The following is a 23,821-nucleotide window of genomic DNA, read 5'->3' as shown; positions in this document are numbered from 1 at the left end:
AAAGGAGGCGTGGCAATGTATTTCGAGATAACCGGTCAGAATTCGCCAACCGCTAAAACAGTGGTTTTGTCTGCGGGACTGGGCGGCAGTGGTAGCTTTTGGCAGCCCCAGTTGAGTGCGTTGGGTCAGCACTTTCGCGTGATAACTTACGATCAATATGGCACTGGGCGCAGTTCTGGGGTGATCCCATCGGGCTACACGCTGGCTGATATGGCGGACGAACTGGCGGGCTTACTAGCCAGCCAACATATTGAGCGCTATCACTTTGTCGGTCACGCATTGGGTGGAATGATAGGTTTGCAACTGGCATTGTCGCATCCTCAGTGTGTAGAGCGGCTGGTGGCTATCAATAGCTGGCCGGTGCTTGATAGCCAAACACGGCGTTGCTTCCATGTGCGGCAAGATTTACTGCTTAACAGTGGTGTAGCCGCTTATGTTCGCGCCCAGCCGTTGTTTCTCTATCCAGCAGATTGGCTATCACGCAATACCCTGCTGCTTGAACAGGAAGAGGTACAGCAAATCGCTCATTTTCAGGGCATGGAAAACTTATTACGCCGCCTGAACGCGCTGATGAATGCTGATTTCCGCTCGGCATTGCCCCACATCACTACCCCAACACTGGCCTTGTGTGCCACCGATGATCTGTTAGTGCCATACCCTTGTTCACAAGCTTTAGCCGAGTTATTGCCTTACGGCGAGTGGGCACAGATGAGTTACGGCGGCCACGCCATGTGTGTGACCAACAGCGAGCAATTTAACGACATATTACTCAGTTATTTGCTGATGGACACCGGCATTGCCAAGTGCGAACTGACGCTAAATCAATCCAATACATCAGCTATTCATCTTTAAAGGGAATCGTTATGGCACAAATATTAACCCCAGATGCATTGGCAACTTTATTTACCGACGCCCGCACCCACAATGGTTGGTTGGATAAACCGGTCGATGATGCTCTGCTCAAACAAGCTTATCACCTGGCGCGCATGGGGCCGACTTCAGCCAACTGCTGCCCGGCGCGTTTTGTCTTTATTCGCTCATCTGAGGCCAAAGAGCGCCTTAAGCCGGCACTATCCAGTGGCAATCTGACCAAAACCCTGCAAGCACCTGTCACTGCCATCGTCGCCTATGACCCGGTTTTTTATGACGCATTACCCAAGCTGTTTCCACACGGTGATGCCCGCTCTTGGTTCACTTCCAGCCCAGAGTTAGCCACTGAAACCGCTTTTCGTAACAGCAGCTTACAAGCGGCATATCTGATTATTGCCTGTCGGGCCTTGGGGTTGGATACCGGCCCAATGTCAGGTTTTAACAATGCACAAGTTGATGAAATATTTCTGTCAAAAAAAGGCTGGAAGTCCAATTTGCTAGTGAATATTGGTTATGGGGATATCAATAAATTGTATGAACGCTCGCCTCGTTTAGCGTTCGACGAGGCGTGTCAGGTGCTCTGATTTTTAGGCTGTTTTTTGTTGAACTGATTCTTAATCCTGAGGTGGTCTATGCAAACACAATCCTTACCAACAGATTCTTTACCTGCATCGTCAGCATTACGCAGTGTCGCCGTGGATAAACAGGATTTCCGTGATGCTATGGCGCGACTCGGCTCGGCAGTGAATATTATCACTACTGATGGCCCGGCTGGCCGCGCCGGATTTACCGCATCGGCGGTATGCAGTGTGACCGATACCCCACCAACCTTGCTGGTGTGCCTCAATCGCTCAGCATCAGTCTATTCGGTGTTTCAGCAAAATCAGACATTGTGCGTCAATACCTTATGTGCCGATCATGAGTCACTGTCAAACTTGTTCGGCGGCAAAACGCCGATGGAAATGCGCTTCTCAGCTGCCCGTTGGTCAACTCTGGTCACCGGTTCCCCGGTGCTCAGTGGTGCTGTTGCCTCTTTTGACTGCCATATCACACAAGTTATTTCTGTCGGCACTCATGACATTCTGTTTTGTCAGGCTGCCGCCGTTATTCATAACGATGACCAACATGGTCTGGCCTATTTTGACCGCTGCTATCACCCGTTAATGCGCCAGAGCCGCTGATTCAAAAACGAATTGATGGATTTCTCTGCGGTAATTTATTGATATTTCTCAGTGACTCACGGAGTACATTATGGCGAATAACTGGTTTCCAACATGGCGTAAACGCAGTGGTAATCTGGATGGAGCCATTATTGCTCCTGATGAGCGTCTCCCCGTCGGCGCAACATTGATTATGGGGTTACAACATGCGGTGGCCATGTTTGGTGCTACCGTGCTGATGCCGCTGTTGATGGGTTTTGACGCCAATCTGGCGATTTTGATGTCCGGCATCGGCACCCTACTGTTCTTCCTGATTGTGGGTGGGCGGGTGCCCAGTTATCTTGGCTCCAGCGCAGCATTTGTCGGTCTGGTCATTGCCGTCACTGGCTATACCGGCAGCGGCCCTAATCCCAATATCGCTTTAGCCCTGGGCGGCATTATTGCCTGTGGGGCGATTTACACCTTGATTGGTTTTATTGTAATGAGTGTTGGTACCCGCTGGATCGAGCGCTTAATGCCGCCGGTGGTCACTGGCGCGGTGGTGATGGCCATTGGCCTAAATCTGGCACCGATTGCCGTGAATAGTGTTTCCGGCTCATCTTTTAACAGCTGGATGGCGGTAGTCACTATTTTATGTATCGGTGTGGTAGCCGTATTTACCAAAGGAATGATTCAGCGCCTGCTGATTCTGGTTGGCCTGATTTTGTCTTATGTCATTTATTGGGTTGTCACCAATATTTTGGGTTGGGGAACGCCAGTTGATTTCGGCCCCATTAATCAGGCCGCCTGGTTTGGCTGGCCGCAATTTACCACGCCGGTATTTGATGCTCATGCCATGTTGCTGATCGCCCCCGTGGCGGTGATTTTAGTGGCAGAAAACCTTGGACATATAAAAGCCGTGGCGGGAATGACCGGACAAAATCTGGACCCGTATATGGGGCGGGCTTTTGTGGGCGATGGGTTGGCAACGATGCTATCCGGCTCGGTGGGCGGTACCGGCGTCACGACCTATGCCGAGAATATCGGCGTCATGGCAGTGACTAAAATCTATTCTACTTTGGTTTTTGTCGCCGCGGCACTGGTCGCCATTTTACTGGGTTTTTCACCCAAATTTGGCGCACTGATCCACACCATTCCGGGGCCGGTATTGGGCGGGGCCTCAATCGTGGTTTTCGGTTTGATTGCGGTAGCTGGCGCGCGTATTTGGGTACAAAACAAAGTGGATCTGAGTGATAACGGTAACCTGATTATGGTGGCCGTCACACTGGTGTTAGGAGCGGGGAACTTCGCGCTAACCTTGGGTAACTTTACCCTCGGGGGCATCGGCACAGCGACTTTTGGTGCCATTTTGCTCAACGCTTTATTACAACGCCGTAAAATATTGCCGAAACTGGGGAGTGACGGTAAGCCCTTGCCGCAAGACGGTTAGTTATCTGAGGTATAACGCTCTTATATTATGCCTAACAGCTCAATACAGAGCGTTATTACCTCAATCTATTTATTCAAGATGCAGCTTACCACCTTGCCAGGAGAGCTGAGTCACTGCTGAGGTTGCAACACCGTCGCTGGTTTCTCCTCCCAGCAAAATTACTTTATCTTTATCTTGAATGGATACGCCGTAAGCCAGCGGCTGAGGTAATTTCCCCACCACCTGCCATTGATTATCCACCAGCGCATAAATGGGCTGTTGCCACTGTTTTTTTAGCCCTTTATGAGCATATAACTGACCCGCATTGAATTGTTGCCATGAACCTGGGAAATTGGCCCCGCCGCCCACCAGTACCACATCATGGCTAACACCAGAAAACGCCCCCGCCAGCCCTTCTTGCACTGCACCTTTTTCAGCACCGATCAAATCTGGTCGCTGTTGCCATTTCACCCCTGCGCCCTGCGTTTTGCCCTGCCATACCGCAGCCGTACGTAATCCGGGTTTAATTTCACCATTTATTAATATCAAATCACCCTTTTTAGCGGTGATCGCTGACCCAGCCGTACCTAAAAATGGTACTTGCCCGCCACTTTTCCACTGATTTTTGGCTGGGTCATACATCAGCACATCGCGGTTATAGAAATAGTCCGCCGGAGCCTGGTCAAAATACGCATTAACCACTGCATTTTTCTGGGTTTCATTGCCGCCCGCAGAGGCCAGATCCGTAAAGTAGCCGTCGAAAATAGCTTTATTGACGCCCCCCAGCAGCAGCGCCTGAGTGTCATTCAATGTGGTTGCGGCGGTTCCCACCAAGCCGCGCGGTGCTCGCGTTGCCAACCGTTGCCACTGATTAGTTTGTGGATCATATTGATACACATCATCCAGCGCACCTACCTGCGTGTCACTGGCGCTATTTTTACCCACGCCACCAAACACATACAGCTTACCGCTTAATGCTACAGTGACAGCCTGTTCACGAGGCTGCCCCGGGAAGTCGGCTATTTTCTGCCAACCACTGCTGGCTTTATCCGTATCAAGGCGATACCACGATTGACCGGCGCTACCTAAGCCAACATATAAATTGTTATCAACCCGAGCGCCCGTCCCATACTTAAAGGCAACAGGCACATCCGGATAGCGTTCGGCATTGGCGTAAGGTAGTGAGAATGTGATGCAAAGAGTCAGCGCGCTCAATAGGATGACTTTTGTACTCAATTTTTTCTTATATTGGTGGTATATCTGAGTCATCAAGATGTTCCTCATTAATTAATCGCTATATTGGATGAATGGTAATAATCATAAAACTCCATTTAATATTTTAAATTGGAGTTTAACTATCATTCAAGATATTAATCGGGCGCTGCGTTGTCAATGTAGATAACAAGTCATTGTGATAAATACCTCAGGGATGAATAAAGATTTCAGTTAAATTCGCGGGGCTATTCTCTGGCAATCAGGCTGAATCAAGGAAGCCAGCCAGTGTCGGGAAGATGTCATGTCATTGTCTGGTTACTGTCGTGGCAGTGTTGGGCGCTGGCATTTAGGTTTGTAGATATCTCTTCAAACCCAGGAGTATTCATTATGAATCTTTATCGTATTCGTGAATTACGCCAGGCACGGGCCTGGTCACAAGAGCAATTGGCCGAGCTTTGTAGCCTGAACGTGCGCACTATTCAGCGTATAGAGAATGGTGAGCAAGCGAGTCTTGAAACGTTGAGCGCTATTGCCGCGGTGATGGAATTGAAAGTCAGCGAACTCTACGCTCCAGATTCCAGTCAACCACCAGAAGCTTCTGGCGAAGCGGTTGATCAGCGCGTAGTGGATGCGCGTGAGGCCGTTGAAAATGAAATGTCTTTTTTGCGCCAATTACTGCGGGCGGTGATCCTGTGTTCAATATTGTTCGTGATTAACTGGTTTACCGCCCCAAGCTATATGTGGGTCTGGTGGGTCGTTTTGGGGTTAGGTATTCCATTAGGTTTAAGAGCGATAAATCTATTCTTGCTCGGTAATTGGCTGGAGCGCTGGCAGCAAAAACGCCTACAAAAGAAGTTACGTAATTTGTAAGTAAGCTGAGCAAATCAAAGTCACCAGATTGGGATGTCTTATTGCGGTGACTTTTTGTGTCGCTAACATTGCAGCTTGAGCGTATTGGCGTATGGTTAATAAGTGTCATAAGCAGCGACTATGATGACATCATCAGCGTTATTCAATAAATATGATTGGAGAGGAGCGAGATGGCGAAAATTCTAGTGCTTTATTATTCCATGTATGGACATATCGAGACACTTGCCAGCGCAATTGCCGAAGGTGCTCAAAAGGTTGACGGCGTTGAAGTGACCATTAAGCGCGTGCCGGAAACCATGCCGGCGGATGCTTTTGCCAAAGCCGGTGGTAAAACTGACCAGAAAGCACCAGTAGCAACACCACAAGAATTGGCCGATTACGATGGCATCATTTTCGGTACGCCAACCCGCTTTGGTAATATGACCGGGCAAATGCGTACATTCCTTGATCAAACTGGCGGGCTGTGGGCATCGGGCGCACTGTACGGCAAAGTCGCCAGTGTATTTGCTTCTACCGGTACCGGCGGCGGGCAAGAACACACCATCACCTCAACCTGGACCACATTAGCCCACCACGGTTTTATTATTGTGCCGATCGGCTATGGCGCGACAGAATTGTTTGATGTTTCGCAGACCCGCGGTGGCACGCCTTATGGCGCTACCACTATTGCTGGTGGTGATGGTTCCCGCCAGCCAAGCGCTGAGGAGCTCGCTATCGCTCGTTTCCAGGGCGAACATGTGGCGAAAATCACGGCCAAATTAGCCCGTTAAATTGTCATGAAAAGCACCGCTAAAGTGGTGCTTTATTTCAAAATCAAGCTTCTAATAGCCCTTGTGCTAAATAATGGGTGGCATCTGCCACCCCTGGCAAGGTGAAAAAATAGCCGCCACCAATGGGTTTCACATACTCTTCCAGCGCTTCCCCATTCAGCCGTTTTTGCACGGTCAAAAAAGCTTTTTCCAAATCAGACTGGTAGCAGACAAATAATAGCCCCATATCCAGTTGCCCCGAATTTGATACCCCCAGCGAGTAGCTGTAGCCACGGCGCAGCATCAAGTTATCCTGGGTTTCAGCGGTGCGTGGATTTGCCAGCCGAATATGTGCATCCATCTTAATCACTTTGCCGTCTGGGTCTTTGGTGTAATCCGGTTCATCATGTTCATGTACCCTACCCAAAGGCGCGCCACTGTGCTTATCGCGACCAAAAATAGTTTGCTGCTCTTGCAAGGGAGTCCGATCCCAAAATTCCACTTTGAAACGGATAATCCGAGCCGCCTGATAACTGCCACCGACCGCCCAGGCAGGTTCTCCGGCGTTTTCCTGAACCCACACCACTTGGTTGATCAGCGGCTTATCACTGGTTTTCGGATTCGCGGTTCCGTCTTTAAAACCCAACAAGTTGATTGGCGTTTCTTTACCTTTGCTGCGGGCAGCATGGGCAGAAATAAACCCTTCACGTTTCCAGCGCACACTGAGAAGATCCGGCGAGTGTTTGATGATATCGCGCAGTGCATGAATCACGGTTTCATTGGTATTCGCGCAAATTTGCAGCAACACATCACCGTGGCACAATCCGGCATCCAGTGAGTCATTGGGGAAACGAGTCATTCTTTGCAGCCGTAGGGGTTTTTGCCCTTGCAAGCCGAAACGCTCGTCAAACAGTGAGTCACCGACGGAAACCGTGATCGTCAGATTATCGGGGTAAATTTCTGGCCCCATAATGCCCGAATCCAGTGGCGGCAATTTTGCGTTAACCGACGGCGCATGCCCGCCTGTGGTCAGAAAAGCAATTCGTGCAGTTAATAACGTAAATAACCGGATTAATGCTGCTTTATCTGTTGCCAGCACATCAAATGCCACCAGCATCATCGCCGCTTGCTGTGGGGTTAATACACCGGCTTGATGCTGTCCGTAGAAAGGCTGCTTTTGCCAACGTTCATCTTGCGCGGCTGCAGATTCGGGGGTTGGGCAATCCGCCGCGCGAGCTATTTTTGCCCCACCGAGCGCCAATGCCCCACTCATCATGCTCATACCGAGGAGCAAACGCCGACGGGACGGCAATTCCGCCCCGTTATCTTGCTGATACGGCCCGTGTTGCGGGCCGGTTTTCTTGCTCATTTTAATCCTCAGTCCAGACCCAATACGCCACGCAGTTGAGCAAGGTCTTCCGCCAGTGCCGTAATTGGCCCTTTCATCGCATTGCGATCAGCATCGGTTAACTTCTCATAAGATTCGTAGCCATCTTTGGTGCGGTATTTTGCTAATACGCTATCAACTGTTTTGAAGTTGGCATCAATTTTATCCAACAACGGCTTATCCGCTTTTTCCAATAACGGCCGCAGCAGATTAACAATCTTCTGTGCGCCATCAACGTTCGCCTGGAAGTCCCACAAGTCAGTGCGGCTGTAGCGATCTTCTTCACCGCTGATTTTACTGGCTGCCACTTCTTCAATGAGACCTGCCGCCCCGCCTACCACTTTGTTTGGTGCGAATGTCAGACCCGCTATCCGTTTTTGCAGTTCCACCGTGTCTTGATACAGTTGGTTGGCGAATTTATCCGCCCCTTTGGTAGTATTGTCACCAAATAGGATTTTCTCTAAGCGGTGGAAACCGGTGAATTTCGGATCTGCCGCTTTCTGTTCAAAATCGTCTTCACGGGCATCAATACTGCCATCTAAATCAGAGAATAACTCAGCAATTGGCTCGATACGTTCATAATGCTGACGAGTCGGTGCATAGAGCTTGCGCGCTAATGCCAAATCACCTTTTTTCACTGCATCTGTGAAGGCTTTGGTTTGGGTCACTAACTGGGCAACTTCTTGTGTTACATAGACTTTATACTCAGCGATTGGCCCAACCAATGCCATAGCATCCGGTTTGGTCGCCGTGTCAGTACCAACTGCAGCAGTCACTGTCAGCTTGCCTTTCGGGTTGCTCAGTAAACCGCAGGTCATATCGTATTCACCCGGTTCCAGATTGGCTGTCATCTTCTGAGTAAAACCTGGCGCGATGTTCTCGCGTTCTTCAACCACCATGACCCCTTTCAGGATCTCCCACTCCAGCCCTTTTTGGCTGACATTGTGCACAATAAACTGTGTTTTACCGGCGGGAATAGACAGTGCCATTGGCTCACACTGCTTATCATTAACCGTAATTTTAACCTGAGGAATATCAGCAGCCTGTGCGCTAATAGCGAAAACTGGCAGTGCCAATAAAGCGGCATGTAGAGCTGTGCGACGGAAGAACCGGTTAGACATGTGATAAATCCCTGAATTATTGGTTAGTTTTCCGCGCAGCCGCTACGGTTGAAGCCGCCGTGGCGCGTGGTGGAAGGAAAAAGAAAATCAATGCCGGAATCAGATAGATAAAGTAGACCGCGACTTCACTGACAGTAGGGGCTTCCTGATAACCGAACATGCCCTCAAGGAAGGTGCCTAGCAAGGAGTGCGTAGAAAGCACATTGGTCAGGTCAAATGCGATATCCTGGAAGTGGTTCCATAATCCAGCTTCATGGAAGGCTCTTATTGCCCCTGCGGCAAGGCCGGCAGCAACAAACAGAATAAACAGGCTGGTCCATTTGAAGAATTTAGCCAGATGTAACTTAACGCCGCCCCAGTAGATAGCCATACCAACCAAAATAGCGCAGCTCAAACCCAATATTGCGCCGATGGGTGCGCCAATACCGACATCCTGCTGAAAAGCAGCTAATAAAAAGAAAACTGACTCCAGACCTTCGCGCGCTACAGCAAAAAACACCATTGCGACTAATGCCCATCCCTGACCACGGCCTTTTTTACCCTCAACGTTTAGGGCGTTATCAATGGCACCTTCTAAATGAACTTTGACTGATTTGGATACCTTACGCATCCAAAAAACCATATAGGTTAATATGCAAACTGCCACCACAGCGATAATCCCTTCGAACAGCTCTTGCTGCTTTTGCGGGAACTCACCGGTGGTTTCATTAATAAAAATACCAATAGCCAGGCAAAGTGCTGCGGCAGTGATAACCCCCACCCATACTGCCCCCATCCATTGACCGCGCTGAGTACGTTTAAGATAACTGGCTATCAGGCTAACAATCAGCGCTGCCTCCAGCCCTTCACGAAACATAATAAGAAATGGGACAAACATGCTAAACACCCCTGCGGTGGGCAGTAGAATATGCGAATAAGAATATTGTCAATTTACGTAAGGAAAAGTAAAACGATAGTGATTATCATTCTGGCAAAAAGAAATTCAAGAGGCTGAATAGGAATATTGTTAAGCAAACTGTGGCAAGTTGTTTCCGTCGAGTTAAATAGTAAATAAATTCATTAGGATACGAATTAATACGTTTATTAAGAACTGGCCGTTTTTTTGATAAAAAAAAGCCCCCTGTTTTGCAGGAGGCTATATTGATTAAAGCTAAACGCTATTTCTATACGGTTTTAAATTCCGCTTCCGCCTGACGGAAACGTTCAGTAATGGCATGACTCGGAGAACGCCCCAGTAAACTCACCACCACAATCGCGATACTGGCAAATACAAAGCCAGGGATGATTTCGTATAAATCTAACCAGGCATATTGCTTCCAGACAATCACGGTAATAGCGCCGATCAGCATCCCCGCGAGCGCACCGTTGCGGGTCATCCGTGGCCACATAACTGAAATCAGAACCACTGGCCCAAATGCTGCACCGAAGCCCGCCCAGGCATAACTCACCAAACCAAGCACCCGATTATCGGGATCCGCTGCTAACGCGATGGCAATCAACGCCACCAGCAACACCATGGCACGGCCCACCCAGACTAATTCTTTCTGGCTGGCTTTTTTACGTAAGAACGCTTTGTACAAATCTTCGGTTAATGCACTGGAGCACACCAATAATTGGCAGCTTAACGTACTCATTACCGCAGCCAGAATGGCCGACAGTAAAATACCCGCTATCCACGGATTGAACAGCAGCTTGGCTAATTCAATAAATACGCGTTCGCCATTTTGCGTCACACTTCCCGCATATTGTGGATTGTTCTCAAAATAGGCAATGCCAAAGAAGCCGACAGCAATAGTCCCCGCCAAACACAGGATCATCCAAGTCATACTAATGCGGCGAGCGCTGCGAATAGTGCGATGGGAGTCTGCCGCCATAAAACGCGCCAGAATATGTGGCTGACCAAAATAGCCTAAACCCCAGCCGAGCAGAGAAAGGATAGCAACCAGATTCAGCCCTTTGAACATATCAATATTGGCAGGGTTTTTCGCCGCAATAACCATAATCGAGGTATCAATACCACCGACGGCTAAAATCACGATAATTGGCGTCAGGATCAGGGCAAAAATCATCAGTGTCGCCTGCACAGTGTCGGTCCAACTCACCGCCAGGAAACCACCAATAAAGGTATACGCAATGGTGGCGGCTGCACCGGCCCACAAGGCCGTGCCATAACTCATCTCAAAGGTACTTTCGAATAACCGCGCACCGGCAACAATCCCGGAAGCACAATAAATTGTAAAGAATACTAATATCACCACGGCCGATATGACTCGCAGAAGTTTACTTTTATCTTCAAAACGGCTGGTGAAATAGTCAGGCAATGTCAGCGCATTATTATTCGCTTCGGTATGAACCCGTAAACGGCCAGCCACCAATTTCCAGTTAAAATAAGCGCCAATGGTTAAACCGATGGCTATCCAACTCTCGGATATGCCAGACAGGAAAATCGCGCCCGGTAACCCCATTAATAACCAGCCACTCATATCGGAAGCACCGGCTGACAACGCCGTCACTACACTCCCTAAACTGCGGCCGCCCAGAATATAGTCATCAAAACTCTTGGTTGCACGATAGGCCACAAGCCCAATAAGTATCATCCCAAAAATATAAACTAAAAAAGTCACCAGCATTGGCGTGTTCATGGTCATGCAACATCTCCATAGTGCATATTATCGTTTTAATATATCTCGCTTTTTCCATGCTTACCGCTCAACACGGCATCATGCTTTATCTCTGGCTGGTCGGAACGTGACACTGAGTTGCACCAGAGATGAACGCTAAAATCTGAAATTGACTACCAACACAACTATTCGCTAGCCAATGACTAGCTCGCGGTTGCTATCCTAGAGGAGTCCTTTCTTGCCCCACAAGAATTTAAACAATTTTTTTACAAAAAATTCACCCTACATCACATTAAACTCTGTCGGCAGTGACACCAAACATAAGAAAATGAGTTACACCTAAGGTAAACCCCCTAAAAACCCTATCATTATTAGCGTTAAGCGCTCGACTACTTCATATTTGAATATTGTTTATCTTTTGAAATTGTTAAAAACAAGACTAAATTCACACTTCGATTACATACATGATTTAACACGGTTGCACAAAGTTGCAACATGCTTGATATTGTCTGAAATAAAATCATATACCCTAAATAATTTGAGTTGCAGGAAGGCGGCAAGTGCAAGAACCCTGATGAGCTTACATAAGTAAGTGATTCAGGTTATTAAACGTAGCCAACGCACCTGGAGCTCGAAGAATGACGGGCATAACTCCCCTTAATTCAGGAACCAGACAGCATGGGTAGCACCACAATGGGCGTGAAACTCGATGAAGTGACACGTGACCGCATTAAGGCCGCCGCACAGCGTATTGACCGTACACCGCACTGGCTGATCAAACAGGCCATTTTTAACTATCTGGAGCGGCTGGAAAATAACAGCGAATTACCGGAACTTCCAACAGCACAGATATCCTCCTCGTCTGAAACGGACGACATTATGCCGCAAGTCATTGAAAGTGTGCACCAACCTTTCTTAGATTTCGCCGAACAAGTGTTGCCACAATCGGTTAACCGCGCTGCCATTACAGCGGCCTATCGCCGCCCGGAAACCGAAGCTATTCCGATGTTATTAGAACAAGCGCGCTTACCCGAAGATTTGGCTCAGGCGACACATAAGCTCGCCTATTCCATTGCCGAAAAATTGCGTAATCAAAAAAGCGCCAATGGCCGGGCCGGGATCGTGCAAGGCTTGTTGCAAGAGTTTTCTCTCTCTTCTCAAGAGGGTGTGGCATTGATGTGCCTGGCAGAAGCGCTGCTGCGTATCCCTGATAAGCCAACCCGCGACGCGCTGATCCGCGACAAGATCAGCAATGGCAATTGGCACTCTCATCTGGGGCGCAGCCCATCCATGTTCGTCAACGCGGCTACCTGGGGTTTATTGTTTACTGGCCATCTGGTTTCTACCCACAATGAAGCCAAGCTTTCCAGCTCATTGAACCGCATTATCGGTAAAGGGGGCGAGCCGCTGATCCGCAAGGGTGTGGATATGGCGATGCGCTTGATGGGCGAGCAATTTGTCACCGGCGAAACCATTGCAGAAGCCTTAGCCAATGCGCGTAAGTTAGAAGATAAAGGGTTCCGTTACTCTTACGATATGCTGGGTGAGGCGGCATTGACGGAAGCAGATGCTCAGGCCTATTTGCTCTCTTACCAGCAGGCTATTCATGCTATCGGCAAAGCGTCAAATGGCCGCGGTATTTATGAAGGGCCGGGGATTTCAATCAAACTCTCTGCTCTCCATCCGCGCTATAGCCGCGCCCAATATGATCGGGTAATGGATGAGCTTTATCCACGATTGTTATCGCTGACTTTGCAAGCGCGTCAGTATGATATTGGAATTAACATCGACGCAGAAGAAGCCGATCGTCTGGAAATCTCCCTCGATCTGCTGGAAAAACTCTGCTTTGAGCCAAAGTTAGCCGGTTGGAATGGTATCGGCTTTGTTATACAGGCATACCAGAAACGTTGCCCATTCACCATTGATGCGGTGATTGATATGGCACAGCGCAGCCGCCGTCGCTTGATGATCCGTTTGGTGAAAGGAGCCTATTGGGACAGCGAGATTAAGCGCGCTCAAGTTGATGGTTTAGAAGGTTATCCGGTTTATACCCGTAAGGTTTATACCGATGTTTCTTATCTGGCCTGCGCGCGCAAGTTACTGGCGGTTCCTAACCTGATTTACCCGCAATTTGCGACACATAATGCCCACACCCTATCGGCAATTTATCATCTTGCCGGGCAGAACTACTATCCCGGTCAGTATGAGTTCCAATGCTTGCATGGCATGGGAGAGCCGCTGTATGAGCAGGTGGTTGGCAAAGTCGCTGAGGGTAAACTTAACCGCCCATGCCGTATCTATGCCCCTGTCGGCACCCATGAAACCTTACTGGCTTATCTGGTACGCCGCCTGTTGGAAAATGGCGCGAATACTTCATTTGTCAACCGGATTGCCGATGCCACTTTGCCGCTCGATGAGTTAGTCGCGGATCCAGTCAGTGCAGTAGAGGCTATCGCTGCCAGCGAAGGCCAACTCGGTTTACCGCATCCCCGCATTCCATTACCGCGTGAGTTGTATGGCAAGGAGCGTGCCAATTCCAGCGGTTTGGATTTGTCAAACGAGCACCGATTAGCTTCACTTTCCAGTGCATTACTGACCAGTGCCAGCCAAGTCTGGCGAGCAGAACCACTGATTGATGCTGAGCTTGATAGTGGTACAGAGTCAGTTGATAGCATGGAACACCCTGTTATCAACCCGGCAGAACCGGCTGATATTGTTGGTTATGTTCGTGAAGCAACAGAGGCCGAAGTCAGCCGCGCATTGGATGCTGCCGCCAGTGCTGGTGCGATTTGGTTTGCCACCCCGCCCGTTGAGCGAGCCGCAATTTTAGTGCGTGCCGCTGAATTGATGGAAAATCAGATGCAAACATTGATGGGAATACTGGTACGTGAAGCCGGTAAAACCTTCAGCAATGCCATTGCGGAAGTGCGTGAAGCCGTTGATTTCCTACATTATTACGCAGGAATGGTGCGAGATAACTTCTCCAATGACAGCCATCGTCCACTCGGGCCGGTGGTTTGTATCAGTCCGTGGAACTTCCCGTTGGCCATATTCACCGGTCAGATTGCCGCGGCATTAGCCGCTGGTAATAGTGTGTTAGCAAAACCGGCTGAGCAAACTCCGCTGGTTGCGGCACAGGCCGTGCGGATCCTACTGGAAGCTGGCATCCCGCAAGGTGTGCTGCAACTGCTTCCTGGTCAAGGTGATAGCATCGGCGCTGCCTTGGTGAATGATGCCCGCGTGCGCGGCGTGATGTTTACCGGTTCAACCGAAGTTGCGGCTATTTTGCAGCGCAGCATCGCCGGTAGACTTGACCCGCAAGGCCGCCCAACCCCGCTGATTGCAGAAACCGGCGGCTTGAATGCCATGATAGTTGATTCATCTGCACTCACTGAACAGGTGGTGACTGATGTCGTGGCGTCGGCCTTTGATAGCGCCGGTCAGCGCTGCTCGGCTTTACGCATTCTCTGCATTCAGGATGATGTGGCTGAACACACGTTGCAAATGCTGCGTGGTGCCATGGCTGAATGTCGCATGGGTAACCCAGAACGCCTGTCTACCGATATCGGGCCAGTAATAGATGCTGATGCCAAAGCCGGTATTGAGCGGCATATTCAAGCTATGCGCACCAAAGGGCGCAAAGTGTATCAAGCCGCCCAAGCCAATAATCTGGATGAAAAAGAGTGGCCGCGCGGTACCTTTATCAAGCCGACATTAATAGAGCTGGATAGCTTCGATGAACTGCAAAAAGAGATCTTCGGCCCGGTGCTGCATGTGGTGCGCTTCCAGCGGCAAAATCTCGCTGCGCTGGTTGAGCAAATAAATGCCTCTGGTTATGGCTTAACTTTGGGTATTCATACCCGTATTGACGAAACCATTGCGCAAGTCACTGAAAAAGCAAAAGTGGGTAATCTCTACGTTAACCGCAACATGGTCGGCGCGGTGGTTGGCGTGCAACCTTTTGGCGGCGAAGGTCTATCAGGTACCGGCCCTAAAGCCGGTGGCCCGCTCTATTTGTACCGCCTTCTGTGTAGCCGCCCGGAAGATGCGGTGATAAACACCCTCGCCCATCATGATAACGGGCAGTTGCAGAATGTCTTAGGCCGTGAGGCACTGCAAACGGCCCACCATGCCCTGATCAAATGGGCAGATGAACAGCAACAACCCGTCGTAGCTCAGTTGGCGCGGCGTTATGGCGAACTGGCACAAGGTGGCACCGTGCGGGTGTTACCGGGGCCAACCGGCGAACGTAACACCTACGCGCTGTTACCGCGTCAGCGTATCCTGTGTCTGACAGATACCGAGGCGGATGCTCTGACACAGCTGGCGGCGGTGCTGGCCGTCGGCAGCGAAGTTCTCTGGCCGGAAAGCACGGTACAAAGTGACTTATTCCGCGCATTACCGGCGGTTGTAAAATCACGTATTACGCTCACGAAAGATTGGCAAGCGGCTCATATCGCCTTTGATGGTGTTATCTATCACGGTGATGCCGATCAACTCCGTATTTTGTGTGAACAGATAGCACAAATTGATGGGCCAATTATCTCGGTACAGGGCTTTGCCCGCAGCGAGACGAATATTCTGCTGGAGCGCTTACTCATTGAGCATTCATTGAGTGTCAATACTGCAGCGGCCGGTGGGAATGCCAGCCTGATGACTATTGGCTAGTCTTTCAGCTACATGAATATCTAGCTGTTATATCCCAATGCGTTTTTACCCAACAAGGCCCTTCGGGGCCTTATTTGTTCTGAATATTGTTCGAGATATCCCGCATTGCGCGATGCAAAACTGTCGGACCCGTCTTTTTTCTCCAATAACCTCCCGCATCATTGAGTTCATCCCCTTGTGCGTATAGCCGAGCCTAACCCATTATTAATTAAACCAAATGGCTGGGCAACTCACGCGCCTAGCTTTCTTCTTAGTGAATATATTGTGTACAATAACTTTCAGAGGTGATAATTATATTCATGGCTGATAAAAAGATTATTGATGAGACTCATCAAATTGCGAGTAGGCGGGGAAATGGTCAATTGCGCCGTGAAATATGGGTTGACCCTTTCGGTACCATCACTCGCTATAATTTGGCTTATATCAATCACTGCCTATCGCAAGGTGATAATGGTCGGGTGATTGGTTATGACAATGCTCATGGTTTTCATCACCGCCATTACTTAGGTGCGATTGAATCAGTTGATTTTGTCAGTTTTGAACAGATAGAGGATTGCTTTCAAAAGGATTGGACTTCACTAAGGAGAAGTTAATGGACAAGTTAGTCATCAAAACAGCAACGGAAGATGATTTTTTCAAACGAGGTAAAAAACTCGCTACTCTCGCAGATACGAAACAGCCATTACCGCAAGAGCACACCATTACTTTTGAGGATCCACTTGAGATGGTGCGGGTGTTAAGTGCTGCGCGCATTGTTCTGCTGCGGACAGTGAAAATGTATCCGGGTTCTATCACCTCCCTCTCAACTCGCCTAAAAAGGGATCGCAGTGCTGTCACCCGTGATGTCGCTATTTTAAAAAAAGCCGGGTTGGTCACTGTTGAACAAAAAGTGTTACCAGGTCATGGGCGGATGAAAGAAGTCAAAACAACAGCCCATCGCCTCAAACTCGAAGCCTTTCTCTAAAACTACCGTCAAAATGGGGGCCACATGATTGCCCCCACAAGGACACTGCATAGTTAGCTTGGACAGATTAATCAGTGATTATTCAAAAACTTATCGAGGAATTGGCGAGTACGTTCATGCTGCGGATGAGCAAACAATTCTTTCGCCGGGCCTTGTTCCACAATCCTACCGTGATCCATAAAGATAGCCCGGTCTGCCACATCACGAGCAAAACTCATTTCATGAGTGACGATAACCATCGTCCGTTTTTCCTCAGCCAATGCGCGAATAGTATTTAACACCTCACCCACCAGCTCAGGGTCTAATGCGGATGTCGGCTCATCAAATAAAATGACCTGAGGTTGCATAGCAAGTGCCCGCGCGATAGCCACACGTTGTTGTTGTCCACCGGATAAACGACGAGGATAAGCATCTTCCTTGCCACTTAATCCAACTTTCGCCAACAGTTCACGCGCCCGTTTTACAGCCTCTGACCGTTTTTCGCCTTTCACAATAACCGGCCCTTCAATGATATTTTCCAACACCGAGCGATGAGGAAATAAATTGAAGCTCTGGAACACAAAACCGACCTTTTGTCGTAATGCGCGAACTTGCCGTTGCTGCTTATTTATAGGGATACTGCCATCAATCTCTATATCACCAACACGAATAATCCCAGAGTCAGGTGTCTCAAGCAGATTGATGCTGCGTAACAGCGTGGTTTTACCTGAACCACTTGGTCCGATTATCGCAACCACTTCGCCGCTGTTCACTTCAAGCGAGATACCATGCAGTACCTGTTGACCTTTAAACTGTTTGGTCAGCTCTTTAATGTCGATGGTACTCATGGCTACTCCTGATCCTGACGATTAACATGGGCTTCCAGACGATTTTGTAATGCTGATAATAGGGTCGCCATGATCCAATAAATCAGTGAGGCCGCCAGATACATAGTGAAAACTTCCAAGGTGCGAGAAGTCACCAATTGCGCCTGGCGGAAAAGCTCGGGGACCTGAATGGTCGCAGCCAGCGAGGTGTCTTTTACCAAACCGATAAAACTGTTACCCAGCGGAGGGAGTGCGGTACGACCTGCTTGCGGCAATATCACGCGGTAGAGAGTTTGCCAACGCGTCATCCCGATACTGGCGGCGGCTTCCCACTGTCCTTTCTCGATCGATGAAATCGCAGCACGCAATGTTTCTGAAGTATAAGCGGCCGTATTCAGTGATAAGCCGATTAAGGCTGCTGGCATGGGATCCAGCTCAATCCCAAATTGCGGCAAACCATAATAAATCATAAACAGTTGAGCAATTAACGGCGTACCACGGAAAATAGAAACGTAAAAACGAGAGAGAAGTGAAAGAGGCAAGAATCGGGATAACCGCATCATGGCTAACATAAAACCTAATGCCAGACCAAAAAACATCCCCCCCAGACTAAGCTGGAGGGTAAACCAGGCACCTTTCAATAAAAATGGTGCTGAATCCAGCACCAGTTGAATACTTTCTTGCATTATTTAGTTACGTCCGCGCCAAAATATTTTTCTGAAATTTTGGCCAATGTGCCATCTTTTTGCATTTCAGCGATAGCTTGATTGATCGCGGCCAACAGCTCAGGATTATTTTTACGCAATGCCACACCTGACTCTTGGCGGGCAAATGCCGGGCCAGCAACGGCCAGGGTATCGTTGGTTTTCTTCACCAAATCCAATGCGGCTAAGCGGTCAACTAAAATGGCATCAGTACGACCGACACGAAGGTCTTGATACTTAGTTGGGTCATCATCATAGGTACGAATATCAACATCTTTCAGGTTTTCACGTAACCATTGCTCATAGTTACTGCCCAAACCCACACCGACTTTCTTACCCACCAAATCTTCAGGTTTGCTGAACTTGCCTTCATTGCCTTTTTTGGTCAGAACCTGAATGCCGGATACTGTATAAGGTGTTGAGAAATCATATTTTTTCTTGCGCTCATCTGAAATGGTGACCTGGTTAATCGCCACATCAATACGCTTAGATTCCAGTGAGGCCAGCATCCCATCCCATTTGGTTGGAGTGATTTTTGCTTTAACGCCCATATGCTCTGCCAATGCATTAGCAAAATCCACTTCGAATCCGGTGAGCTTGCCATCTTCACCCTGGAAACTGAACGGTGGATAAGTTCCTTCCAACCCGACAATCAGGGTTCCTCGCTCTTTAACCTGATCTAACAGGTCACCCGCAGCATACGACTTCACATTTAGACCCGTTGCCAGTGCAACTGCCATCATGCCCAGGACAACCCGACGACGTACAATTGAAAAGCCCATAAATACTCCAACTGTCATGTTTATTTTTGATATTCAACACTTTATCAGTGTTACTAATGAAATAAAGGAATATAAAATAATAACGATAGCTACAAATAGAATAAGCAATAACCAAAGACTACACCTGCGGATGATAAGCAAATAATGCAGGTGCGCCGCCGGTATGAATAAACAAAATGGGGCCATCATCGCGAAACTTTTTCTGCTCAAGGCCGTCAAGTAAACCAGCCATTGCCTTGCCGGTATACACCGGGTCCAGCAGTATCCCTTCCAGCCTTGCCAATAACCCGATTGCCGCCAGCCCTTCTTCATTTGGCATACCATATTGCGGCGCAAAATAATCATCCCATAGGGTGATATCCGCAGGCCCGCGGGTTACGCCGAGGGATGTCGCTAATTCTTGTTGAATATGAGTAACTTTAGGGCGTTGTTCTTCTGCTTTGCGCGATACTGTGACACCAATCAGCTCCGTTTGCGGCAACAGTTGCTGTAAACCGACAGCCAACCCCGCATGGGTACCCGCACTGCCCGAAGCCACAACCACCGAGCTGAAGGTGACATTTCCAGCCGATTGAGCTGCAATTTCCAATGCGCACTGCACATATCCCAAGGCCCCTAAAGCATTAGACCCACCAACCGGCACCACATAAGGGCGAAATCCCTGCGCCTCGATGCGGGTTGCCAACTCAGCCAATTGCTGGTTTGGATCATGTAATCCATCGCACATCACCACCTCAACATTAAATAAATCCAACAGCAATCGATTGCCATTGGTCAAATAATTTTCCTGTGAGGTACCGATAGGATTCTCAAGTAACGCAACACAATGTAAGCCCAACTTTGCAGCAACAGCCGCTGTTTGGCGCACATGATTAGATTGGATAGCCCCTGCGGTCACCAGTGTATCCGCTCCTTGCCTCAATGCATCAGCCGCTAAAAACTCCAGCTTACGCAGCTTATTGCCGCCAAGTGCCAAGGGTGTGACGTCATCACGTTTAATATAGATTTCGCGTCCCAAATAGTCAGAAAGACGAGATAGTTTCTCTAATGGCGTGGCATTACCGACCAAATCCAGGCGCGGAAATTGCGCCAGTTTATGTTGAAGCGTCACGGGCCCTCCAGAAAATTAATGAGTTACTGCAACTGTTACCCTAAACAATTCGAGTTGCAGATAGGCAGAAGCAAACCCACCCCCGACAGACTGACTCAAGTCACTGGCTCGGGTAAGTAAACGTCGTTAACACCCCTGCTCAAGTGCGGAGGGAAAACATAGATTTATCAGAAGTGACATCAATAATCACTGATTTTATTATAGATGCAGGCAAGCAATAGCGCAGGTGAATATAGAGGATAATAAAAAGCCCGGCTAAGGAGAACCTTGCCGGGCGCGGAATCACTGAAGGTAATGACGTAATCGTTTTACTTTATCTTAGAAGTGCTCTCAATGAAAAACACAGAGTTTTCTCAAGCGATAACACCCCGCCATAAACCTTAGTAGTTCTTTTGCCATGCCAAATATTGATCATACTTACGCAAAGCAATGCGGTAATTGTTATGTGCTGCATTTGGCAGTTCATCAATAATACGCTGATGCATAGTTTCGCTGGCGAATTTCTCTGCCGGATAATTGGTCGCAACCAGCATTTCATCTAACCGACGTAACCGCACAACATATTCGCGAACCGTACTATGACTCATCTCAGTTTGCTCAAATAAATACTGTTTGAACGCCATAATATCGAAATAGCCCGGCGTGCTGTTGCAATATATCTCACTGCAAAAACGGCACAATGCGGTTAATTCATGCTGAAGTTTTGACCAGACTTGATCATCAATAGGCTGATCCATACCGGCAATCGCTTCTTTATTGATAATTTGTCCGCGGAAAACCAACGCCATACGATCAAGTTGTTTATGACAATGTGAACAATGAGTTTGGCCGTGCTTATAATCTTTTAAATAACGGCTCAGCGGCCGCTTTTTTAACTGAAGTCCTGGCATAAGAAGACCTGCATTAATAAAGTTAAACACTGTGATATCACTGAGCGAAAATGAATTATGAGTCGTTATTCAGGCGGGCGCGTAAACGTTTTATCGCCTGGCTATGAAGCTGGCTGACGCGGGATTCCCCCACTTCCAGCACGGCCCCGATTTCTTTCAGGTTCAGCTCTTCCTGGTAATACAGCGTCAACACCATTTTTTCACGTTCCGGCAAAGCCTCGATCGCTTCAATAACACGTTGGCGCAGATTTCCTTCCAATAAATGCTGTAGCGGATTAGCGTCTTCATGCCCTTCCAGCATGGGTTCGACGCTTTCGCCATGCTCTTCCCGCCACTCGTCATAGGAAAAAAGCTGGCTGTTGTTGGTGTCCAACAAGATCTGGCGGTACTCAGTCAAATCAATATCAAGATTTTGTGCGACTTCCTGCTCAGTCGCCGGACGTCCGAGCCGTTGTTCAACCTTTTGCATCGCACTGGCCACTTCGCGTGCATTACGCCGTACACTACGTGGCGCCCAATCTCGGCTGCGCAGTTCATCCAACATCGCGCCACGTATACGCTGTACCGCATAAGTGGTAAATGCGGTTCCTTGTAAAGCGTCATAACGCTCAACAGCATTCAGCAGACCAATCCCCCCAGCCTGCAACAAATCATCCAATTCCACACTGGCTGGCAGGCGTACCTGCAAACGCAATGCCTCATGTCGAACCAGAGGAACATAGCGTTGCCAGAGGGAATTCTTGTCCATCACGCCTTCGGCGGTATACAGATCGCTCACTAGACAGGCACCTAAGGGTAAGAGAGTCGTACCATTATCCTGTCCGGTCAGTCAGACAATCGCCTGAATAGGCCTATAAAAAGGCGGCTATTTGACTTATGCCCACTTATGTATGCTATCTGTCTCGCTTTAAAGGATTTCAATAACGCAATTAATTCTTATCTGAGTGATGAAAACCCGATCTCTGGCGCTATACCAAAAGCTGTAATAACGAGAGATCGTCATTAATCTTCACTTTGTCTATTTCGGTTCGAAAATCTGCTTCAACCTTTGCGCTGTGCTGCCTAAATGCGTGATATGAATAGAAAATATCAATGACATCATCTTCCGTAATCTGCCCTACTTTAAGTATGTGGGCACTAATTAACGAGCGAATAAAGAAGAAATCGACCATTAATAGATAGAATTCTTTTAATAGCGGTTGACCACCACGGATAGCAAATTGGTTGTGGTGCAATCGATAAAGAAAATAATTACGCAATACGTGAGGATGGTCGGAAAAAAAGAGTAATGCCTTGTCATTCCAAGCGGCACTCAATAATTTCATTCTTTCTTCAAGTTGTTCATTGTCGAACTCAACGACCAGATGCTCAATCAGCTTTCCGAGGTAACTATATAAGGTTTCCCTTCCTCTTGAATTTGGCGAGTCAACACAACATTGTTGAATACGGATAAGCAACTGCCATTGAAGATTTTGATTGAATGGAATATTTTCCAAATACTCTGTTACAGAGCCGCCTTGCAGCTTCCCAAGTAGCGCTTCAAAATACGCCTCCATCGCCGGTAATTTACTGTCTATCGTGCCTTCTAATTTTTGACAATAAAGTAAGAAAGAGGCAATGCTGTATAAGTTTTCTTCAATCCGTGGTTGAGGAGACATCAAAAAATTAGCGCAAAATAAATTAATTAATTGCCCTTCAATATTGAGTTCTGGTGCTCTGAAATAACCATTTTTCTGAATAGGCATAGACTGCATATTCAAAGCAGTCGGGTTAAACAGAACTTGCCGCGCAGCTTCTGGGCAAGAAATATTTAAACTATTACGCTTTTCATGACGATATACATGTTCCAGTCGTGGATAGGATGAGCAAGTTTCACTTAATGCATCCGCCCCTAAACGCTTATGTACTTTGCACAGTTGATCTTGATCCAAATAAGGGCAATTGCCATGCTCATTGAGCTTAATTTCAGCCCAATTTGAAAAACTGGCTCTACTGACAGATATATCCGTTATCGCAATACGCCTAATTTCGGCATTTTGGCTTTTAGTATATTTACGATATGTTTGTTTATCGAGAGTAATGCTCCAGCGCTTACAGCAGTGATCACGACAAGCCGCACCCACGCAGCTGAAATTAGCAACATAATCAGGTTGAACTACCATAAGCTCTTTCACTCAATACTCCTCAGCCATCCGTATTTATCCCATGTTTTAATCTAGGGTAATTTCTTTACTGGAAAAAAATTAACCTAGAATAAAAGGCGGCAATAAAGGCCGCCTTTATAGTGCATTTATAGGGTGAAATTATTATTTCAGCCTAAATTAACGCAGCAGAGACAATACAGTTTGTGGAACCTGGTTAGCCTGAGCCAGAACAGAAGTACCCGCTTGTTGCAGAATCTGTGCACGGCTCATATTAGACACTTCAGTTGAGTAATCCGCATCTTGGATACGGCTACGGGCTGAAGTCAGGTTGTTCACGGTGTTGTTCAGGTT

22 protein-coding genes are annotated in these 23,821 nt (G+C 48.2%); 9 read left to right on the top strand and 13 right to left on the bottom strand.

Annotated features, from left to right (window positions below; genetic code table 11):
• Positions 1–15 precede the first annotated feature (15 nt).
• From rutD to rutG, 4 genes are all read left to right on the top strand, one after another.
• On the top strand, positions 16–852 hold the full coding sequence (gene rutD, locus QSV56_RS09910; RefSeq protein WP_046051145.1) for a pyrimidine utilization protein D: 837 nt from the start codon (positions 16–18) through the stop codon (positions 850–852).
• An 11-nt stretch (positions 853–863) separates the two neighbouring features.
• Positions 864–1,454, top strand: coding sequence for a malonic semialdehyde reductase (locus QSV56_RS09905; RefSeq protein WP_019080812.1), 591 nt, complete (start codon positions 864–866; stop codon positions 1,452–1,454).
• A 48-nt stretch (positions 1,455–1,502) separates the two neighbouring features.
• On the top strand, positions 1,503–2,051 hold the full coding sequence (gene rutF / locus QSV56_RS09900) for an NADH-dependent FMN reductase RutF (RefSeq protein WP_050158820.1): 549 nt from the start codon (positions 1,503–1,505) through the stop codon (positions 2,049–2,051).
• 70 nt (positions 2,052–2,121) lie between these two features.
• Complete coding sequence (gene rutG / locus QSV56_RS09895) at positions 2,122–3,459, top strand: pyrimidine utilization transport protein G (RefSeq protein ID WP_046051147.1); 1,338 nt, start codon at positions 2,122–2,124, stop codon at positions 3,457–3,459.
• 69 nt (positions 3,460–3,528) lie between these two features.
• On the opposite strand, the gene QSV56_RS09890 is transcribed toward rutG, so the two are convergent.
• The gene (locus QSV56_RS09890) at positions 3,529–4,707 is read right to left on the bottom strand and encodes an N-acetylneuraminate epimerase (RefSeq protein ID WP_050334346.1); all 1,179 of its coding nucleotides are present in this window, start codon (positions 4,705–4,707) and stop codon (positions 3,529–3,531) included.
• 333 nt (positions 4,708–5,040) lie between these two features.
• Here QSV56_RS09890 and QSV56_RS09885 point away from each other — a divergent pair, with 333 nt between their 5' ends.
• A complete protein-coding gene (locus QSV56_RS09885; RefSeq protein WP_301212190.1) occupies positions 5,041–5,523 on the top strand; it encodes a helix-turn-helix domain-containing protein in 483 nt (160 codons plus the stop codon).
• A 170-nt stretch (positions 5,524–5,693) separates the two neighbouring features.
• Positions 5,694–6,293 (top strand): NAD(P)H:quinone oxidoreductase, encoded by a 600-nt coding sequence (gene wrbA, locus QSV56_RS09880; RefSeq protein ID WP_046695157.1) that lies wholly within the window; start codon positions 5,694–5,696, stop codon positions 6,291–6,293.
• 43 nt (positions 6,294–6,336) lie between these two features.
• On the opposite strand, the gene efeB is transcribed toward wrbA, so the two are convergent.
• From efeB to putP, 4 genes are all read right to left on the bottom strand, one after another.
• Positions 6,337–7,641, bottom strand: coding sequence for an iron uptake transporter deferrochelatase/peroxidase subunit (gene efeB, locus QSV56_RS09875; RefSeq protein WP_019080817.1), 1,305 nt, complete (start codon positions 7,639–7,641; stop codon positions 6,337–6,339).
• Positions 7,642–7,649: 8 nt separating this feature from the next.
• On the bottom strand, positions 7,650–8,780 hold the full coding sequence (gene efeO, locus QSV56_RS09870; RefSeq protein WP_050158819.1) for an iron uptake system protein EfeO: 1,131 nt from the start codon (positions 8,778–8,780) through the stop codon (positions 7,650–7,652).
• Between the two features lie 16 nt (positions 8,781–8,796).
• Positions 8,797–9,657, bottom strand: coding sequence for an iron uptake transporter permease EfeU (gene efeU, locus QSV56_RS09865; RefSeq protein ID WP_046051152.1), 861 nt, complete (start codon positions 9,655–9,657; stop codon positions 8,797–8,799).
• Positions 9,658–9,943: 286 nt separating this feature from the next.
• Positions 9,944–11,428, bottom strand: a complete 1,485-nt coding sequence (gene putP, locus QSV56_RS09860) for a sodium/proline symporter PutP (protein ID WP_050322383.1) — start codon at positions 11,426–11,428, stop codon at positions 9,944–9,946.
• A 651-nt stretch (positions 11,429–12,079) separates the two neighbouring features.
• Here putP and putA point away from each other — a divergent pair.
• From putA to QSV56_RS09845, 3 genes are all read left to right on the top strand, one after another.
• A complete protein-coding gene (putA, locus tag QSV56_RS09855) occupies positions 12,080–16,069 on the top strand; it encodes a trifunctional transcriptional regulator/proline dehydrogenase/L-glutamate gamma-semialdehyde dehydrogenase (RefSeq protein WP_301212183.1) in 3,990 nt (1,329 codons plus the stop codon).
• Positions 16,070–16,368: 299 nt separating this feature from the next.
• Positions 16,369–16,662, top strand: a complete 294-nt coding sequence (locus QSV56_RS09850) for a DUF6516 family protein (RefSeq protein ID WP_013649717.1) — start codon at positions 16,369–16,371, stop codon at positions 16,660–16,662.
• On the top strand, positions 16,662–17,033 hold the full coding sequence (locus tag QSV56_RS09845; protein WP_046051154.1) for a MarR family transcriptional regulator: 372 nt from the start codon (positions 16,662–16,664) through the stop codon (positions 17,031–17,033). Before QSV56_RS09850 ends, QSV56_RS09845 begins: the two co-directional genes overlap by 1 nt.
• A 71-nt stretch (positions 17,034–17,104) precedes the next feature.
• On the opposite strand, the gene tcyN is transcribed toward QSV56_RS09845, so the two are convergent.
• The 8 genes from tcyN to QSV56_RS09805 form a co-directional block, all read right to left on the bottom strand.
• Positions 17,105–17,860, bottom strand: a complete 756-nt coding sequence (tcyN, locus tag QSV56_RS09840; RefSeq protein WP_019080823.1) for an L-cystine ABC transporter ATP-binding protein TcyN — start codon at positions 17,858–17,860, stop codon at positions 17,105–17,107.
• A gap of 2 nt (positions 17,861–17,862) precedes the next feature.
• Positions 17,863–18,525, bottom strand: a complete 663-nt coding sequence (tcyL, locus tag QSV56_RS09835) for a cystine ABC transporter permease (protein ID WP_005160319.1) — start codon at positions 18,523–18,525, stop codon at positions 17,863–17,865.
• Positions 18,525–19,325 (bottom strand): cystine ABC transporter substrate-binding protein, encoded by an 801-nt coding sequence (tcyJ, locus tag QSV56_RS09830; protein WP_005168907.1) that lies wholly within the window; start codon positions 19,323–19,325, stop codon positions 18,525–18,527. Before tcyJ ends, tcyL begins: the two co-directional genes overlap by 1 nt.
• Before the next feature lie 118 nt (positions 19,326–19,443).
• Positions 19,444–20,436, bottom strand: coding sequence for a D-cysteine desulfhydrase (locus tag QSV56_RS09825; protein WP_019082884.1), 993 nt, complete (start codon positions 20,434–20,436; stop codon positions 19,444–19,446).
• A gap of 380 nt (positions 20,437–20,816) precedes the next feature.
• Positions 20,817–21,326 (bottom strand): flagella biosynthesis regulatory protein FliZ, encoded by a 510-nt coding sequence (fliZ, locus tag QSV56_RS09820; protein ID WP_005160338.1) that lies wholly within the window; start codon positions 21,324–21,326, stop codon positions 20,817–20,819.
• A gap of 55 nt (positions 21,327–21,381) precedes the next feature.
• Positions 21,382–22,104 (bottom strand): RNA polymerase sigma factor FliA, encoded by a 723-nt coding sequence (locus QSV56_RS09815; RefSeq protein ID WP_005160341.1) that lies wholly within the window; start codon positions 22,102–22,104, stop codon positions 21,382–21,384.
• Positions 22,105–22,294: 190 nt separating this feature from the next.
• Entirely contained in the window at positions 22,295–23,500 is a 1,206-nt protein-coding gene (fliB, locus tag QSV56_RS09810; protein WP_019080825.1) for a flagellin lysine-N-methylase, read from the bottom strand.
• 147 nt (positions 23,501–23,647) lie between these two features.
• Positions 23,648–23,821, bottom strand: a 174-nt coding sequence (locus QSV56_RS09805) for a flagellin (protein WP_301212351.1), incomplete at its 5' end; no start/stop codon positions are given.

Source organism: Yersinia sp. 22-579 (assembly GCF_030433455.1).
Taxonomy (GTDB): Bacteria; Pseudomonadota; Gammaproteobacteria; order Enterobacterales; family Enterobacteriaceae; genus Yersinia; species Yersinia enterocolitica.
The sequence above is the reverse complement of the archived record's forward strand: the minus strand, read 5'-3'. Positions and strand labels throughout refer to the sequence as shown.

Bases quoted from the DNA above. Each gene is read 5' to 3' on its own strand.
- QSV56_RS09905 (WP_019080812.1), top strand. From the start codon at position 864: ATGGCACAAATATTAACCCCAGATGCATTGGCAACTTTATTTACCGAC.
- putP (WP_050322383.1), bottom strand. From the start codon at position 11,428: ATGACCATGAACACGCCAATGCTGGTGACTTTTTTAGTTTATATTTTT.
- QSV56_RS09850 (WP_013649717.1), top strand. From the start codon at position 16,369: ATGGCTGATAAAAAGATTATTGATGAGACTCATCAAATTGCGAGTAGG.
- tcyN (WP_019080823.1), bottom strand. From the start codon at position 17,860: ATGAGTACCATCGACATTAAAGAGCTGACCAAACAGTTTAAAGGTCAA.
- rutD (WP_046051145.1), top strand. From the start codon at position 16: ATGTATTTCGAGATAACCGGTCAGAATTCGCCAACCGCTAAAACAGTG.
- rutG (WP_046051147.1), top strand. From the start codon at position 2,122: ATGGCGAATAACTGGTTTCCAACATGGCGTAAACGCAGTGGTAATCTG.
- putA (WP_301212183.1), top strand. From the start codon at position 12,080: ATGGGTAGCACCACAATGGGCGTGAAACTCGATGAAGTGACACGTGAC.
- QSV56_RS09890 (WP_050334346.1), bottom strand. From the start codon at position 4,707: ATGACTCAGATATACCACCAATATAAGAAAAAATTGAGTACAAAAGTC.
- rutF (WP_050158820.1), top strand. From the start codon at position 1,503: ATGCAAACACAATCCTTACCAACAGATTCTTTACCTGCATCGTCAGCA.
- efeB (WP_019080817.1), bottom strand. From the start codon at position 7,641: ATGAGCAAGAAAACCGGCCCGCAACACGGGCCGTATCAGCAAGATAAC.
- tcyL (WP_005160319.1), bottom strand. From the start codon at position 18,525: ATGCAAGAAAGTATTCAACTGGTGCTGGATTCAGCACCATTTTTATTG.
- fliZ (WP_005160338.1), bottom strand. From the start codon at position 21,326: ATGCCAGGACTTCAGTTAAAAAAGCGGCCGCTGAGCCGTTATTTAAAA.
- QSV56_RS09885 (WP_301212190.1), top strand. From the start codon at position 5,041: ATGAATCTTTATCGTATTCGTGAATTACGCCAGGCACGGGCCTGGTCA.
- wrbA (WP_046695157.1), top strand. From the start codon at position 5,694: ATGGCGAAAATTCTAGTGCTTTATTATTCCATGTATGGACATATCGAG.
- efeO (WP_050158819.1), bottom strand. From the start codon at position 8,780: ATGTCTAACCGGTTCTTCCGTCGCACAGCTCTACATGCCGCTTTATTG.
- tcyJ (WP_005168907.1), bottom strand. From the start codon at position 19,325: ATGGGCTTTTCAATTGTACGTCGTCGGGTTGTCCTGGGCATGATGGCA.
- QSV56_RS09845 (WP_046051154.1), top strand. From the start codon at position 16,662: ATGGACAAGTTAGTCATCAAAACAGCAACGGAAGATGATTTTTTCAAA.
- efeU (WP_046051152.1), bottom strand. From the start codon at position 9,657: ATGTTTGTCCCATTTCTTATTATGTTTCGTGAAGGGCTGGAGGCAGCG.